Below are 16,154 nucleotides of genomic sequence, written 5' to 3' on the forward strand. Positions count from 1 at the left end.
GGTCCCCCCTATTTTTGATAATAATATTGGAGTGTGTCTGGATAAATTTCAGTTGGATAGTTTCCAGTAAAGCAGCCGAGACAAAATCCTTCTGTTCCTTCCGTTTTGACAATTGCTCCTACCATCCCCTCTGTACTTAGGAACGTTAGGGAATCAGCACCAATCAGCTCTCTAATCTCTTCGACTGATTTATCTGAGGCTATTAATTCTTCCTTCGATGATGTATCAATCCCGTAGAAACAAGGGTTTTTAATCGGCGGAGAACTGATAACAACGTGAACCTCTGTTGCTCCTGCTTCTTTTAGCAGGTTTACAATTCGTCTGCTCGTTGTCCCGCGAACGATTGAGTCATCGACCATTACGACACGTTTTCCTTCAACAACACCACGAACAGCAGATAATTTCATCTTTACTCCCTGCTCCCGTAACGATTGGGTTGGCTGAATAAAGGTCCTGCCTACATATTTGTTTTTAATTAATCCCATTTCATAGGGAATACCCGCAGCTTCCGCATATCCAATGGCTGCAGAGATACTAGAATCCGGAACTCCTGTTACTACATCAGCTTCAATTGGTGCCTCTACTGCCAATCTTTTCCCCATGTTTTTACGGGCTGTATGAACATTGATTCCTTGGATATTGCTATCAGGTCTTGAAAAATAAACATATTCCATCGTACAAATCGACTTCTGAGAGTTAAATGCGAATTGCTCAGAGGTAATTCCCTCTTCATTGATAATTAATAATTCTCCAGGTCTGATATCGCGGATAAATTCAGCTCCAACAACATCAAAGGCACAGGTTTCCGAAGCAACCACATACGCATCTCCCAGACAGCCAAGCGAAAGTGGTCTTAATCCATGAGGATCGAGAGCAACCATTAACTCCTTCTCTGTCAGGATTAAATAAGCATAGGCTCCTTTTAACATCGAAAGGGCATTTTTCACCTGATCCTTTAACTGTGAAAAACCGCTTCTTCTAATTAAATGAGCTAGTACTTCTGTGTCAGAGCTCGTTTGAAAAATGCTGCCCTGTGTTTCGAGCTGATGTTTTAAGGAATTAGCATTTACTAAATTCCCATTATGAGCAAGAGCAAGACTTCCAGTTTGGGAATGGAACAGCAAGGGCTGGACGTTCTCATAGCCGCCGCCCCCAGCTGTCGCATAACGAACATGCCCAATCGCAGAGGTGCCCTTTAGTTCTTCCATCACTTTCGCTGTGAAAATCTCTGAAACTAGGCCTTCACCCTTCACAACTCTAAGCTTCTCTCCGTTGGATACAACAATTCCTGTACCCTCTTGACCGCGGTGCTGCAGGCTATGAAGTCCGTAATAGGTAAGCTGTGCAGAATCTGGATGTCCAAAGACACCAAACACTCCGCACTCTTCATTTAATCCCTTGATTTCAGCAAGCATGGGATAGCTCCTTTCCAGGCATCCTTCAATTGGTTTACAGAAGCTTCTAGAACGGTATTATTATCAGCATTAACTTTTAATGTCGCCGTATTATTTACTTCACCAATCAGGTTAGCAGTTACTAAACCTTCAAACTCTGCTTGGTTTTCTTTTTTCACAGTTAAAAGGAAACGAGATTGTGTTTCACTAAATAAAGCAGAAACCTGATTTCCTGTGATGTTGATTTCCGCACCAAGTTGTTCATTCGTAAACAAGCTCTCTGATACAGCTACTCCTAAACCACCTTCTGATAGGTCATGAGCAGATTGAACAACACCTGCACGGATGGCAGCTAAAACTTGGTTCTGACTTTCTTTTTCAACATCAATATTTAATTCCGGAGCTTTTCCAAAAATCTTTCCATAAACCAGCTTTTGAAGTTCACTTCCGCCGAACTCATCCTTTGTCTCTCCAACTAAGTAGATAAGATCGCCGTTATTTTTAAAATTCTGTGTCGTAATATGGTCAAGGTCTGTTACTAATCCAACCATTCCGATGACCGGTGTTGGATAAATAGCCGTTCCGCTTGTTTCGTTATACAAGGAAACGTTCCCGCCAATGACTGGAGTTTCAAGTACGCGGCAAGCTTCACTAATTCCATCTGCTGCTTTTTCAATCTGCCAGAATACTTCTGGTTTTTCCGGATTTCCGAAATTGAGGTTATCGGTAATCGCTAATGGTTCCGCACCTGAGCAGACAATATTTCGAGCTGCTTCTGCTACGGCAATTTTCCCGCCAACTTCAGGGTCTAAATAGACATAGCGTGAATTACAATCCGTTGTCATCGCTAATGCCTTACGTGTACCGCGAATCCTTACAACCGCTGCATCTGAACCTGGTGACACAACTGTATTTGTGCGCACCATATAGTCATACTGCTGATAAACCGATTCCTTGCTCGCAATCGTTGGCTGGCTTAATAGCTTTAAAAGCGTCTCTTTTAGATCGGCAACCTGAGGGATATCGTTTTCCATAGCTTGGAATTCCTCAAAATACGCAGGTACTTTAGATGGTTTATGATAAACAGGAGCGTCTTCGGCTAAGGCGTCAACTGGAACATCCGCAACCACTTCTCCGTTATGAATCAGTCTTAGTTTTTTATCATCCGTTACGGTACCAATGGCTACTGCTTCTAAATCATATTTAGAGAAAAGCTCGTTGATTTCTTTCTCTCTGCCTTTTTTAATGACAATCAGCATCCGTTCTTGGGATTCTGAAAGCATCATTTCATAAGCTGTCATGCCTGTTTCGCGCTGTGGAACAAGGTCTAAATTCATTTCAATTCCCATTCCTGCTTTACTTGCCATTTCCGCTGATGAACTCGTTAACCCTGCTGCACCCATATCCTGAATACCAACAAGGGCATCCGAGTGGATAAGCTCAAGACAGGCTTCTAGTAAAAGCTTTTCCATGAACGGGTCACCAACTTGAACAGCTGGACGTTTTTCGTCCGATTGCTCTGTTAATTCTTCGGAAGCGAAGGTTGCCCCATGAATACCGTCGCGGCCTGTTTTTGCCCCAACATACATCACCGTATTGCCAACACCTTGTGCGAGACCCTTTTTAATGTCTTTATGATCAATTAAGCCGACACACATCGCATTAACTAAAGGATTGCCTTCATAACAAGATTCAAATTGAATTTCTCCACCGACAGTCGGAATTCCGATACAGTTTCCGTAGCCTGCAATTCCTGCTACAACTTCTTTGAATAAGTAGCGTACCCTTGCAGATTCATCAAGTTCTCCGAAGCGAAGTGAGTTTAATAGAGCAATAGGACGTGCACCCATTGAAAAAATATCACGGATAATTCCGCCGACTCCTGTTGCGGCACCTTGGTATGGTTCAATCGCTGATGGATGGTTGTGGCTTTCAATTTTAAAAACAACCGCTTGATTGTCACCGATATCAACGATTCCTGCACCTTCACCTGGTCCTTGAAGGACTCTTTCACCTGTGACAGGGAACTTTCTTAGGACAGGCTTTGAATTTTTATAGCTGCAATGCTCCGACCACATAACCGAGAAAAGGCCAGTTTCGGTGTAATTCGGTGTCCGGCCTAGAATATTTTCAACAAGCGTAAATTCTTCATCGGATAAGCCCATTTGCTGATAAAGTTTTTCTGTCTTTACTTGATCTGGTCTTGGTTCATGCTTTAACAACATTTGCTTCCCTCCAGCTTCTTACAATCGAATGAAATAATTTCAAGCCATCTGCTCCACCTAATAACTCATCCACGGCTCTTTCCGGGTGTGGCATCATCCCGAGGACATTACCCTTTTCATTGATAATTCCTGCGATATCTTCTAAACTTCCGTTCGGGTTATCTTGATAAGTAAAAACGATTTGGTTATTCGCTTTTAGCTTAGCGAGTGTTTCTTCATCACAATAGTAGTTTCCTTCGCCATGCGCGACAGGGATTGAAATGGTTTCTCCTTGCGTGTAGGCGGTAGAAAACATCGACTGATTGTTCACTACCTTTAATTCAACGGGTTTGCAGATAAACGATAGACTTTCATTTCGTCTCATTGCCCCAGGCAGTAATCCTGCTTCCAATAAAATCTGAAATCCGTTGCAGACACCAAGAATGGGTTTACCAGCTTCGCCTGCTTTTACCACTGCCTTCATGACCTTACTAAAACGTGCAATGGCCCCTGTGCGTAAATAATCACCATATGAAAATCCACCTGGAAGTAGGATTCCATCAAACTCATCTAAGCTCTCTGTGTCATGCCATACATATTCAACCTGCTCACCAAGTTCATCCTTAATCGCATGGTACATATCGATGTCACAGTTAGACCCTGGAAAAACGATGACTGCAAACTTCACTGAGGAACACACTCCTCTACTTCATAACGGTAGTCTTCAATAACAGGGTTTGCGAGTAGCTTGCTGCAAACCTCATTAATGACTTCATCAAGATTACGTTCTGATTTCTCAATCGTAAGTTCCATATATTTACCGATTCGAACATCGGATACTTCCGGATAATTTAATGAATGGAGTGAATGAGTTACAGCCTTACCTTGTGGATCTAATACACTTTCTCTTAACGTGACATACACCTTTACTTTATACATTTTGCTTTCCCCCTAATCTATTAAAAACAGTTTCATAGGCTTCTGTTAAACTACCTAAATCGCGACGGAATACATCCTTATCGAGCTTTTCATTTGTCTTTTTGTCCCACAATCTGCAGGTATCTGGTGAAATCTCATCTGCTAATAGGATTTGGCCATCATGGTCCTTACCAAACTCTAATTTGAAATCAATGAGGTTAATGCCTAGCTCTGTAAAAAAGCTTGATAAAACTGTATTAATTTTTAGCGCTTTTTCTTTTAGGATGGTTAGTTCCTCTTTTGTTGCTATGTTCAATTCGTAGATATGGTCAGTGGTTAGTAATGGGTCGCCAAGATCATCATTTTTTAAATAAAATTCAACAAGCGGCTTTGTTAATTCCTTACCTTCTTCGATTCCTAATCGCTTTGAAAGACTTCCAGCAGCAATATTTCGAACGACAACTTCAAGCGGGATAATGGTTACCCTCTTCACCAGCTGTTCCGTTTCAGATATACGCTTAATAAAATGTGAAGGAATTCCGTTTTCTTTAAGCTTTAAAAATAGCAAACTAGTAATTTCATTATTCAAACGGCCTTTACCCGTGATATCTGCCTTCTTTTGCCCGTTGAAAGCTGTTGCCGAATCCTTATATTCAATCAAAACAGTCTGCTCATCGTCGGTTCTAAAAATTCGTTTCGCTTTTCCTTCATAGAGAAGTTCTCTCATTAAGAATCACTCCTATTTGCAATATTGGGAATCTTTTGGATAACTAAGGGGCGCAAGAGCACCCCTATATTTATTTTTTACCCGTTCAAGCCTAATCGATCAAAAATCGTATCAACGTGCTGCAGGTGGTAGTTGTAATCGAAGCAATCGGCAATTTCCTCTGGAGAAAGCAAATTCGTTATTTTCTCTTCGCCTTCAATTAAAGTACGGAATGGCACTTGATTTTCCCATGACTCCGCTGTTTTTGGCTGCACGGTATCATACGCCTCTTCACGTGATAAACCTTTGTCAATCAACGCTAAGAGGACTCGTTGTGAATAAATCAAGCCAAGCGTCCGGTCCATGTTGCGAAGCATATTTTCTGGATATACGGTTAGGTTTTTAATGATGTTGCCAAAACGATTTAACATGTAGTTCAAGGCAATCGTTGCATCTGGTAAAATGATCCGCTCTGCAGAAGAGTGTGAAATATCGCGCTCATGCCATAGTGGAACATTTTCATAGGCTGTCATCATATAGCCGCGAATCACACGCGCTAAACCAGTCATATTTTCGGACCCAATTGGATTTCGTTTATGCGGCATCGCAGAAGATCCTTTTTGTCCTTTTGCAAAAAACTCTTCCACTTCACGCGTTTCACTTTTTTGCAATCCACGAACTTCAACCGCAAACTTTTCAATCGAAGTCGCAATTAAAGCGATCGTTGACATATAGTGTGCGTGACGGTCGCGCTGCAAGGTTTGAGTTGAGATTGGTGCCGGCTGGGTACCTAGCTTTTCACACACATATTGTTCAACAAATGGGTTGATATTAGCGTAAGTTCCCACTGCTCCGGAAATCTTTCCAAACTCAACACCAGCAGCTGCCTGATTAAAACGCTCCAGGTTTCGTTTCATTTCTTCATACCAAAGTGCAAGCTTTAAACCAAAGGTAGTCGGTTCCGCATGTACGCCGTGCGTACGCCCCATCATGACAGTAAATTTATGTTCAATTGCTTTGTTCTTTAGGATTTCAATAAAGTTTTCAAGGTCCTTCCGGATAATCGCATTGGCTTGCTTTAATAAGTAAGAACTTGCGGTATCAACTACATCCGTTGAAGTTAAACCGTAATGTACCCACTTTCGTTCTTCCCCTAATGTCTCAGATACTGCGCGCGTAAAGGCAACAACATCATGTCTTGTTTCCTCTTCAATTTCATTAATCCGTTCAATATTAAAGGATGCATTTTCACGAAGCTTCTTTACGTCCTCTTTCGGAATTTCACCTAACTCTGCCCATGCCTCACATGCAAGGATTTCAACCTCGAGCCATGCTTTAAAGCGGTTTTCCTCTGTCCAAATTGCACCCATTTCAGGTCTTGTATAACGATCAATCATCTTTTGGCCTCCAAACTTTTTTCTTCCCAAATCAAGCTTTTTTCAATTTCTGCGATTGCATTCTCCGCAGAATCGCATAGGATCGTAACATGCCCCATCTTTCTTTTTACCTTAGGGTCTTTTTTACCGTAAAAATGAACTTTCCAATCTGTTACGTTTGTTAATTCTTCTAACACGTTTTGAACATGCTCTCCTAATATATTAACCATCACGGCAGGCTTTAATAGCTCTGTCTTACCAAGGGGCAGGTTACACACAGCCCTAATGTGCTGTTCGAATTGTGACGTTTCACAAGCTTCAATTGTATAATGCCCTGAATTATGCGGTCTAGGAGCGAGTTCATTTATGTAAATGATGTCCCCCGCTGTTAAAAACATTTCAACCGCCAGTGTCCCAACTAACTCAAATGCATTAGCAAGCTGTATCGCTGATTGAATTGCCTTATCCTCTGCTTGCTTACTTATCCGTGCTGGAGCAATGGTTTGGTGAAGAATATTATCGCGATGAATATTTTCTCCAACCGGAAATACAGCTGTTTCACCATTTGAATTTCTTGAAATAATGACAGAAATTTCTTTCGTAAAAGAAATCCATTTTTCTAGGATACATTGTCCGTTATCGAGAAGCAATTGAGCTTCTTCAAGATCCTGATGACTTTTTAGAACAACTTGCCCTTTGCCGTCATAGCCGCCTCGTGCTGTTTTCAATACAGCTGGATAACCAAGTCGTTCACAACTTTCTTGAAGGTCATTCAGCGAATTGATTACGGCATATGGGGCCACCTGAACACCTGCGTTCGCAATAGCCGCTTTTTCTTTCACTCGGTCCTGAGTAACTTCAAGTAAACTCTTACCCTGTGGCACATAAGCCTGATTACAAAGCCATTCAAGCGCTGCAGCATCAATATTTTCAAATTCGTAAGTAATGACATCACTGACTTCAGCAAGTTTCCTTATCGCTTCTAAGTCATCGTAGTCCCCTATTACCTTATAATCTGCCACCTGGCCGCAAGGGGAATCTTCAACAGGGTCTAATACAGCAATTCGATAACCCATTTCTCTTGCGGATAGGGCCATCATCCTTCCGAGCTGCCCGCCGCCAATAATTCCAATTGTTTGTCCTGGTAAAATAGTTTTAATAGACAAGCTCATCACTACTTTCTATTACTGTCACTCTTGACTCTAAGCGAATTTGCTCTAGTCTTTCTTGTATTTTCGAATCATTAATCGATACAATTTGGGCTGCCAATAACCCTGCATTGGTTGCCCCTGCTTTTCCTATAGCCACCGTTGCCACCGGTACCCCTGCTGGCATTTGAACAATCGATAATAGTGAATCCAATCCATTCAATGCCTTCGATTGAACAGGAACACCGATTACTGGCAATGTAGTCTTTGCAGCAACCATGCCTGGCAGATGAGCAGCACCGCCAGCACCTGCAATGATTACCTTAATGCCTCTTACTCTAGCATTCTCAGCAAATTCAAACATCAAATCAGGAGTGCGGTGGGCTGAAACCACCTTTTTTTCATATGGAATCTCTAACGTGTCAAGGATTTCACAAGTATGCTTCATCGTTTCCCAATCTGATTTGCTCCCCATTATTACCGCTACAATTGGATTCATACTCTCTCTCCTAACTTTACCAATATAAAAAGCCCTAAACAGATACTTCCCCAATTTCATGAAATGAGAGAAAGCAGTCTGTCCGGGCTGATATCGGCACAGTAAATGACCATGAAACGAGTTAACGTTTCCGGCATTTCCACTTCCCCTCATAGTCCAATCATTTACGGTAATTGGGTAGATACTTATGGGCCATATTCCCATTATTATACGAGGGTGTTACGTTATATATTTTTTCGACACCTTTATATTACAATTTAAGGGGCAAATGGTCAATAAAAACGAACGATTTTATTTTTTTAAAATCTAACGTTCGCTTTTACTCATTCATTACGGCCTCAAATACAATCTGCCTTCCCACCGGTTCATAGGAAATTTCTTTTCCATTAACTACCTCCTGAAAGATAGGTTTTTCCGTCCGGCGAACAGGTACATACCCCAGTTTTTTCATCCGATTTAAACAATCATCAATACTTTCATTATCTTGCACTTCAAATTGCATTTTCTTTTTACTCATGAAAATAATTTCCCTCTTTTCACAGATTTCACCCAGAATCCGCCATGTATTGACTTGGGCTCATAAGAAATAATGAATGCTTTTGGATCTAAGCTTTTTATCGTATCGTACAATTTAAGTTCAAATTTTCTAGGTGTTAATATTTGCATGGCCATCCGGTCACCTTCTAGGCCGTTGGCTTCCCAATTTGTCACACCATACCCTTTTTCCCTTAATGTTTTAGGCATGTCTTTATCATATGCATTGGTTATCACATTTACGGTAATATAGCCCAAAGCCAGCTTTTCCTCAATTTTCATTCCTACGATAACACCAATACCATATCCAACCGCATACGCAATCAGATTTTGGATTTCATTCAGATTATTTAAAACGAGACCAAGACCTAACACATAAATAACGACTTCAATCATACTAAGAGAAGCCGCCAAGTACCGCTGACCTTTTAACGTTAAAATCATTCTTATCGTAAAAAATGAAACATAAACGATGTTTATGACTAGAATGATCGCAACCATCATAAAACTATTCTCTAACATCTATTCCCTCCTGTTCTCTACTTGACCATTTTATTAGTTGTATTTGTTAGTTTAACCTTTTTTATCAAACTTTTCATTTCATTTAAAAAAGACCTGCCATTTGGCAGGTCTTACGATAGGATTATTTTACTATTACTCTTTCTGAGTTTCGACCGCGATATGGTAGAGTTTTTCATGGATGTCCAATAGCTTTTCCAAATCTTCCTTTGGCAATTTCGCATAATATTTTTCAATGATAAACTGCTGATTCTTATCTACCATTTGATTATAGTAATGACCTTTTTCACCAAGCTGTACGATAATTTCGCGGCGATTATCAGGATTAATTTCTCTTTTTACATACTCTTGCTTTTCAAGTTTTGAGATAAGCTGGCTTGCAGCACTAGCCGTAATCGATAAAAAGTGTGCAATTTCATTAACGGTCCGATTGTTTACTCTTAAAAGCTCTAGAATCACTTGTTGTTTTGTTGAAAGTTCTGCAAATTCATCTGTTACTAACTTCTTATAATCCTCTAAAAATAGTGAACTTAAGGCATTTGAGTAATCTACAATTTTACTGCATAGGATAGCTAAATCTTTTTCCATTCACTTCCACCTCTTTATATTCTCATTATAAATACTCCTAAATATTTAAGCAACCTTAAGTATAGGTTTAAAAAAAACTAAGCTGAAGGAAAGCCTAGTTTCTAAATTAACGTTTTTTTCAAGTTTCTTAAATAATTGTGGCGAATGAAAAAGAAATAAATGACTTGCGCAATAAAAAAGCATGTAAGAACGATCATCATCTCGGTTGCAATCGACATCGTGAAAAAGCTTTGCAAAGCCATAAAGGCAAATACACTATGAATCATGGCTACGATAATGGGAACAAAGAAAAGCAGTACAAGCTGCTGCGTAACAATCTTGTTCAGCTCCCCGTCTGTCAATCCCACCTTCTTAATCGTTAAATACAAGCGGCGATCATATTCTAAGTCTGCATACAGACGGAAATACAAGAAGCTTCCGGCTGCAATAAAGAATACAGCGCCAATAAGCAGGGCAACAAACAACATCATCCGATACATGCTCATTTTAAGGTGATATAAGGTGCCGCTAACCGTTAGTGCGAATTCTTTTGAATCAATTGCCTCATCATCTCTCGGGGCATAAGCGGCCCCATCTTCTACAATATGATCAACAATCCCAGCTGTTTTTTCAAACTCAATTGTATAAAAGCCGGTAAATATATCCGTGCTTACCGCTGAAAGTTTTTGATACAATTCATCACTAATCACAAGACCTTCACTAAATAAAATTTGATAAGGAAAAACAACATGCTCCGTTGCTTTATTTTGTTGAAGCTTAATGTTTTCTTGTCTTAACGTATAGGTCTGTGAATCAAAGGTCTCAAGTGATGATGTTAGCAAGGCTAAGCTTTCAGTCCCTGTCAGCTCCTCTTCGGTAAATGAATAACCGGCCATTTCTGACGACCTTTTATAGTCTGAAAAAGCTACTACAGGCACCCGTTCGCGTGCATATTCGTCAGATGAATCCGCTATTTCAACAAATTTAATAGGAATTTCCAGTGTAGAATAATCTACATTCTTCTCCTTTAACTCTTGTTCGATTTGTTGTAGGTTTTGCTGGTGGGTAGGGTGTTCACCCTTCGCAATATAACTTATTGCCGCGGGATAATTCTCGCGAAATTCCTTATTCATCACATTCATGGATGCAAGTGTTCCTACCGCACAAAAGGCGACTGTAGAAACAATGGTAACCATGAAAAACATCCGGGCATTATCTTTTAAGCGGTATGCCAGACTTGAGAAGGTAATAATATTTGTTTTTTTCCAAAACAGGGCCCGGTTTTTCTGAAGTAATTTTGTTATAAAAACCGATAGCTGGGTATAAAAGAAATAGGTTCCGATAATGGTCAGCCCAATCACAGGTAGAATTCGAAACAACATCGTTTCTATTGTGGTTGTTGCTGCTAAATAATAACCAGTGATTAATAGAATTGCGGATAATATAGAAAGAACCTTGGAAACCTTTGGTTCTTTTTTCGGCTTTTCTCCTGCCTGAAATAGATCAATTAACTTATTAACCCTAACCAAGATCGTAGTAAAAATAGAAATACATAGGAATAATACCAAAAAGGCCCCAATCGTCCACCCTAGTGCTTTCCCAGATAAATAGAATGGCAGTGACTCAATCCCAATCATTCTCGAGCCAATCATTAAAAACAATTTACCTGTGATGATACCGGCGCCAATCCCTGTAAAAATGGCAGCAACGCCAATCAGCATATTTTCTAAAAAAATCATGGTGTTCAACTGGCTTCTCGTCATTCCATGCATCATTAATATCCCAAATTCACGCTTTCTTGACTTCAAAAAGGTGCTGACAGAATACAGGACAAACAAAAATGAGAAAACATACATAATCACTTCAGCTGCAGTCATTAATTCAATCGCTGCACTAGCTGTTACACCTTTATTAATATCCGGATTAAAGATAAACAGAGCATAAACAAAGAAAATCATCACAGAAAACGCACTGCTTAAAAAATAGGCGGCATAGGTCCGTTTATTGCGGATAACGTTTCTAAAGGCGAACTGTTGAAAGGTCATGACTGTTACCCCCTAACAGCGCCAGCATATCGATGATTTTTTGGAAAAATGCCTGGCGATTGTCTCCCCGGTAAATCTCATTATATAGCTGTCCATCTTTTATGAAAATAACACGGTGACAATAGCTTGCCGCAACGGCATCATGGGTCACCATTAAGGCAGTTGCCTTATCTTCTCTATTAATCGTCGAAATGGTTTCCATGACATCCTTAGCAGATTTTGAATCTAAGTTCCCAGTTGGTTCATCCGCTAAGATAAGCGACGGCTGATGAATAATCGCCCGCGCGATTGCCGTTCTTTGCATCTGACCTCCAGATATTTCGTATATGCGTTTCTTTAAGATTGAATCAATCCCGAGTTTTTGCGCAACGTCATTAAGCTTTTTATCCATCTCACTGACCTTCACTCCATCTAGAGTTAGCGGCAGGACAATATTTTCCTCTACGGTTAGCGTATCAAGTAAATTAAAATGTTGGAAGACAAACCCAAGTTCATGTCTGCGGAAAAGAGCTGTTTCCTTTCGATTTAACTGATGTGGATTTTTCCCGTTGATTAATACCTCACCTGAACTGGGCTGATCAATAGTTGAGATTAAATTTAACAGGGTCGTTTTTCCACTCCCTGACGGCCCCATAATCCCGACAAATTCACCTTTTTCGATTGAAAAATTAATATTATCTAAGGCTTTATGCGCCACTTTTCCCTCATATATCTTTGCTAATTGTTTTACAGTTAAGATAGACAAGACCTTCACTCCCTGCTCTTTATTTCATGTCTTTATTCTAGCTTGTAAAGGAAGGTCCTAACCATTTCCTAAACTTACAGTTAGCTTACAAGATTGTAAGGTTGATTTTTAAAAAATAATTCGGATAGTAGTCCCTTTATTGACTGTGGACTCTATCTCTACTTGATGTCCTAGGTTATCGCATATCTGCTTAACTAAAAAGAGCCCCATTCCGGTAGACTCTTGAAAAATTCGTCCATTTTCACCTGTAAAATAAGGGTCAAAGACTCTTGGGAGGTCACTCTTAGGAATTCCGACTCCTTCATCTTCTATTTCTAATACCACGTTCTTACTCCGTTTAAAGCCTTTAAGAAAAATTTTCCGATGGTCTCCCGTTGTATACCGAACACCATTCGTCACAATCTGTGTGATGGCAAAACTCAGCCACTTTTCATCGGAGGCAATCATCAAACTTTTATCCACCTCTACGGAAGGGAAAACACGATTTCGAATAAATAATCGTTTTTGATTGGAGGTAACCGAGCGTACGATCTTTTCTAACGGAAGCATTTCTACATAGAAATCATGTTCAAATTCATCTAGGCGGGCTGTATATAACACCATATCCAGCCCTTTTCTCAGACGGTCAAGTTCATCACCTATTGCCGTGAAACGAGGTTCATCTTCATCCTGAATCATCAAATGAATAACAGATAAGGGAGTTTTCATTTGATGCACCCATTGGTTTATGAACTGAATATGATTCTTTAATTTATGCTGATAATGATGTAAACCATTTTGATACTGTCGATATTGACTTTTCAATAACAGATGTAGACTTGCTGCTAATGGGGCCCTGGAGCCAGCATCGAAAATTTCATCTAAAGAAGTGTCTGTTTCTTCCAAACGCTTGTAGAAGTTTCGAAGGGTTAGATACCGATAGATTAGATATCCAATAAACAAACAGGCGCTGAGGATTCCTGCATACAAGCTAATGGAAAAATCTCGGTATCCATCCAGCCAAAAAACAAATAAGACAAGAACTAATTGAGTTAAATAAATAATAATTAGAGGAATTTGTTCCATTAAGAAAAGCTTCAAGAGTGTGTCCCCCAATTAGGTGAAAGACGATATCCTTGTCCTCGAATCGTTTGCAAAGCATCCTCAATATTCAATTCCAATAGCTTTTTTCGTACGCGTGTAATGTATACATTTAGCGTATTGTCATCAACAAATACTTGATCATCCCATATTTTTTCAAGCAAACGATCACGACTTACGACTCTTTCGGACCTCCTCATTAATTCTTCTAGTATCTTGCCCTCTGTATGGCTGATTTCTATCTTTTGATTTTGATAGCTCAAAGTTAATCTTTCTGTATCTAATCTAAGTCCTTCTACATCGATTAACCGATCACCTTGAGAATTAGCAAACTCCCCGTATGCACGACGAAGCTGGCTATTGATTTTGGCAACCGCTATATCGTAATCAAATGGCTTTGTAATATAATCATCGGCACCATTTTCAAGAGCCATCACCTGGTCCATCTTTCCTTCTCGCGCAGAAATAAAAATAATCGGACAGGTGGATACCTTGCGAATTTGACGGCACCAATAATAGCCATCAAATTTAGGTAAATTAACATCAAGTAGAACAAGGTGCGGAGAATACCTTTCAAATTGTTCCAAAACCGAATCAAACTGATGTACTGGCTGTGTATCAAAGCCAAACTTATGTAAATGTTCATCAAGCAGCGTTACAAGTTGTTTATCATCCTCAACAATAAATATTTTGAACATATTTTACTCCTTTTAATGGGAAATTTTGGATTTAAAGATAATAGGCAGGTGACTTACCTAATGAAAAAGATACTCTTCTTGATATTTATAATATTTATCTGCCTTCCAGTTACCACATCAGCAGAACTTAAGGAGAATCCGAAAGCAGATTTTGTAAGACCTGATTCAGATATTATTTTATCAAAAGTTATCTTGGGGAAAAAACAATAGCCTGTTATTAATCACTTTTATACCATTAAGATTGATGGAAATGAAATCTTTGCCTCTACAAGTGAATTTAAATGGTCGTCTAAGAGATGTTTTCTTCAACCTATCATATGAAAGAAACACTTTGGATTAAAGATCTTAGTTTGGGGAGCTCCTATTATGAAAAATGGAGCTGGGATGAGGTATTTAGTTTATATATGGGGCGCTAATTTATGAGATGACCAGGCAGGCTAAGTGCCTGGCTCTTTCCACAAAGTTATTCTTCAATTAACTTATTGGTTAGGGTACCTAATTTTTCAACTTCAACGGTTACTACATCACCGGGCTTCAAGTAAACTCGTTTTTCCCGTGGGTAGCCTATGATTACACCCTCAGGAGTTCCAGTAAGAATGACATCACCAGGTGTAAGCGTCATGTGCTGCGAAATATAGCTGACAATTTCATCTACATAAAAAATCATATCTGAGGTATTGGAATCCTGTCGTTTTTCTCCATTCACATATGTTTTTAATTGTAAATTGTTAGGATTAGACACTTCATCTGCTGTAACAAGATAAGGACCTATAGGACTGAAATCATCACATGTTTTTCCAAGTAACCATTGATGTGTCTTTTTCTGGAGGTCACGTGCTGATAAGTCATTAGCGGTACAATAGCCAAATACGTAATCTAATGCCTTTTCCTTACTTACATACTTCGCTTCCCTGCCAATTACTATCCCTAATTCAACTTCGTAATCCAGCCTTTGGGTCACTTTTGGCACGGCTATCTCACATTTATGTCCTGTTAATGTATTATTAAATTTGCTAAATAATATAGGTACTTCCGGATAGGGAGAATTTGTTTCATCGGCATGTTTCCGATAATTTAATCCTACACAAATAATTTTGTTCGGTTGTGTAACACAAGGTCCCCACTCAACTTCTTCTTCATCTCTTATATAATTTGGTTTATTATTGGTTGGTAAATTCGCAATATAGTCCTTGATTACAGAAAGAGCATCATTTCCGCCCGCGATTACCTCCATAATATTTGTATGTACTTGATTATTAGGATTTTCTCTTAATGCCTCTTCAAGGTCAATTAGGCCATTCTCAATTTTAACACCTAACACATGCTTGCCTTCTTTTCTTATGGTTACTAGTTTCATTGAATATTTATCCTCCTTGATTTAGCTTGTTTAACATCTGATTTCTCTATTCCATCCTATTTATCCTTCTTTCTCCTTTAATTAATTAAAGTGTTTTTGAATAGCAGTTACTAAATCAACTAATGGGGTTTGATAGCGTTTAAGTTCTATGTGTTACCGTTATCACTGATAACGGCATTGAACGGGCACGAATGAATGCTACTCGTTACCGTTTTCTTTAAAAATACCGCCTCACGGGCACGATTAACTCCTATTCATTACCGTTTTCTCTAAAAGCACCACTGCACGGGCATGATTCTCAATCCATTTATTTATTATCAACCTGTTTTCCTTTCGGACAACAAAAAAAACACAACCCTTATCA

At 39.5% G+C, this 16,154-nt stretch carries 17 protein-coding genes and 1 riboswitch; of the genes, 1 reads left to right on the forward strand and 16 read right to left on the reverse strand.

The window, feature by feature from the left end; translation table 11 throughout:
- Positions 1 to 8 precede the first annotated feature (8 nt).
- The 15 genes from purF to CHI06_RS08885 form a co-directional block, all read right to left on the reverse strand.
- A complete protein-coding gene (gene purF / locus CHI06_RS08815; RefSeq protein WP_095248086.1) occupies positions 9 to 1,415 on the reverse strand; it encodes an amidophosphoribosyltransferase in 1,407 nt (468 codons plus the stop codon).
- Complete coding sequence (gene purL / locus CHI06_RS08820; RefSeq protein WP_095248088.1) at positions 1,391 to 3,619, reverse strand: phosphoribosylformylglycinamidine synthase subunit PurL; 2,229 nt, start codon at positions 3,617 to 3,619, stop codon at positions 1,391 to 1,393. The genes purF and purL overlap by 25 nt, the downstream gene beginning before the upstream one ends.
- A complete protein-coding gene (gene purQ, locus CHI06_RS08825) occupies positions 3,603 to 4,286 on the reverse strand; it encodes a phosphoribosylformylglycinamidine synthase subunit PurQ (protein WP_095248090.1) in 684 nt (227 codons plus the stop codon). Before purQ ends, purL begins: the two co-directional genes overlap by 17 nt.
- Entirely contained in the window at positions 4,283 to 4,537 is a 255-nt protein-coding gene (gene purS, locus CHI06_RS08830; RefSeq protein ID WP_095248092.1) for a phosphoribosylformylglycinamidine synthase subunit PurS, read from the reverse strand. Before purS ends, purQ begins: the two co-directional genes overlap by 4 nt.
- Entirely contained in the window at positions 4,530 to 5,243 is a 714-nt protein-coding gene (gene purC / locus CHI06_RS08835; protein WP_095248094.1) for a phosphoribosylaminoimidazolesuccinocarboxamide synthase, read from the reverse strand. Before purC ends, purS begins: the two co-directional genes overlap by 8 nt.
- 77 nt (positions 5,244 to 5,320) lie before the next feature.
- Positions 5,321 to 6,619, reverse strand: coding sequence for an adenylosuccinate lyase (gene purB / locus CHI06_RS08840; RefSeq protein ID WP_095248095.1), 1,299 nt, complete (start codon positions 6,617 to 6,619; stop codon positions 5,321 to 5,323).
- A complete protein-coding gene (gene purK / locus CHI06_RS08845) occupies positions 6,616 to 7,770 on the reverse strand; it encodes a 5-(carboxyamino)imidazole ribonucleotide synthase (RefSeq protein ID WP_179292565.1) in 1,155 nt (384 codons plus the stop codon). Before purK ends, purB begins: the two co-directional genes overlap by 4 nt.
- Complete coding sequence (gene purE, locus CHI06_RS08850; RefSeq protein WP_095248097.1) at positions 7,754 to 8,245, reverse strand: 5-(carboxyamino)imidazole ribonucleotide mutase; 492 nt, start codon at positions 8,243 to 8,245, stop codon at positions 7,754 to 7,756. The genes purK and purE overlap by 17 nt, the downstream gene beginning before the upstream one ends.
- Positions 8,246 to 8,377: 132 nt before the next feature.
- A riboswitch (purine riboswitch) is annotated at positions 8,378 to 8,479 on the reverse strand.
- Between the two features lie 85 nt (positions 8,480 to 8,564).
- The gene (locus CHI06_RS08855) at positions 8,565 to 8,762 is read right to left on the reverse strand and encodes an NETI motif-containing protein (protein ID WP_179292566.1); all 198 of its coding nucleotides are present in this window, start codon (positions 8,760 to 8,762) and stop codon (positions 8,565 to 8,567) included.
- Entirely contained in the window at positions 8,759 to 9,301 is a 543-nt protein-coding gene (locus tag CHI06_RS08860) for a DUF2179 domain-containing protein (protein WP_095248100.1), read from the reverse strand. The genes CHI06_RS08855 and CHI06_RS08860 overlap by 4 nt, the downstream gene beginning before the upstream one ends.
- Before the next feature lie 132 nt (positions 9,302 to 9,433).
- Complete coding sequence (locus CHI06_RS08865; protein ID WP_095248102.1) at positions 9,434 to 9,886, reverse strand: MarR family winged helix-turn-helix transcriptional regulator; 453 nt, start codon at positions 9,884 to 9,886, stop codon at positions 9,434 to 9,436.
- A gap of 101 nt (positions 9,887 to 9,987) precedes the next feature.
- Positions 9,988 to 11,910 carry an FtsX-like permease family protein gene (locus CHI06_RS08870; protein ID WP_095248104.1) on the reverse strand — a complete coding sequence of 641 codons (1,923 nt, stop codon included), beginning with the start codon at positions 11,908 to 11,910 and terminating at the stop codon, positions 9,988 to 9,990.
- Entirely contained in the window at positions 11,885 to 12,655 is a 771-nt protein-coding gene (locus CHI06_RS08875; protein WP_095248106.1) for an ABC transporter ATP-binding protein, read from the reverse strand. The genes CHI06_RS08870 and CHI06_RS08875 overlap by 26 nt, the downstream gene beginning before the upstream one ends.
- Positions 12,656 to 12,763: 108 nt before the next feature.
- Entirely contained in the window at positions 12,764 to 13,735 is a 972-nt protein-coding gene (locus CHI06_RS08880; protein WP_095248108.1) for a sensor histidine kinase, read from the reverse strand.
- Entirely contained in the window at positions 13,732 to 14,433 is a 702-nt protein-coding gene (locus tag CHI06_RS08885) for a response regulator transcription factor (protein WP_095248109.1), read from the reverse strand. The genes CHI06_RS08880 and CHI06_RS08885 overlap by 4 nt, the downstream gene beginning before the upstream one ends.
- A gap of 60 nt (positions 14,434 to 14,493) precedes the next feature.
- Between CHI06_RS08885 and CHI06_RS29690 the strand changes: the two genes are divergently transcribed.
- Complete coding sequence (locus tag CHI06_RS29690; RefSeq protein ID WP_179292567.1) at positions 14,494 to 14,643, forward strand: hypothetical protein; 150 nt, start codon at positions 14,494 to 14,496, stop codon at positions 14,641 to 14,643.
- A 253-nt stretch (positions 14,644 to 14,896) separates the two neighbouring features.
- Here the strand turns inward: CHI06_RS29690 and CHI06_RS08890 are convergent, their stop codons facing one another.
- A complete protein-coding gene (locus CHI06_RS08890; protein ID WP_095248111.1) occupies positions 14,897 to 15,790 on the reverse strand; it encodes a fumarylacetoacetate hydrolase family protein in 894 nt (297 codons plus the stop codon).
- Positions 15,791 to 16,154: the final 364 nt, after the last annotated feature.

It is taken from the genome of Bacillus sp. 7884-1 (genome assembly GCF_002272245.1).
GTDB lineage: Bacteria > Bacillota > Bacilli > Bacillales > Cytobacillaceae > Neobacillus.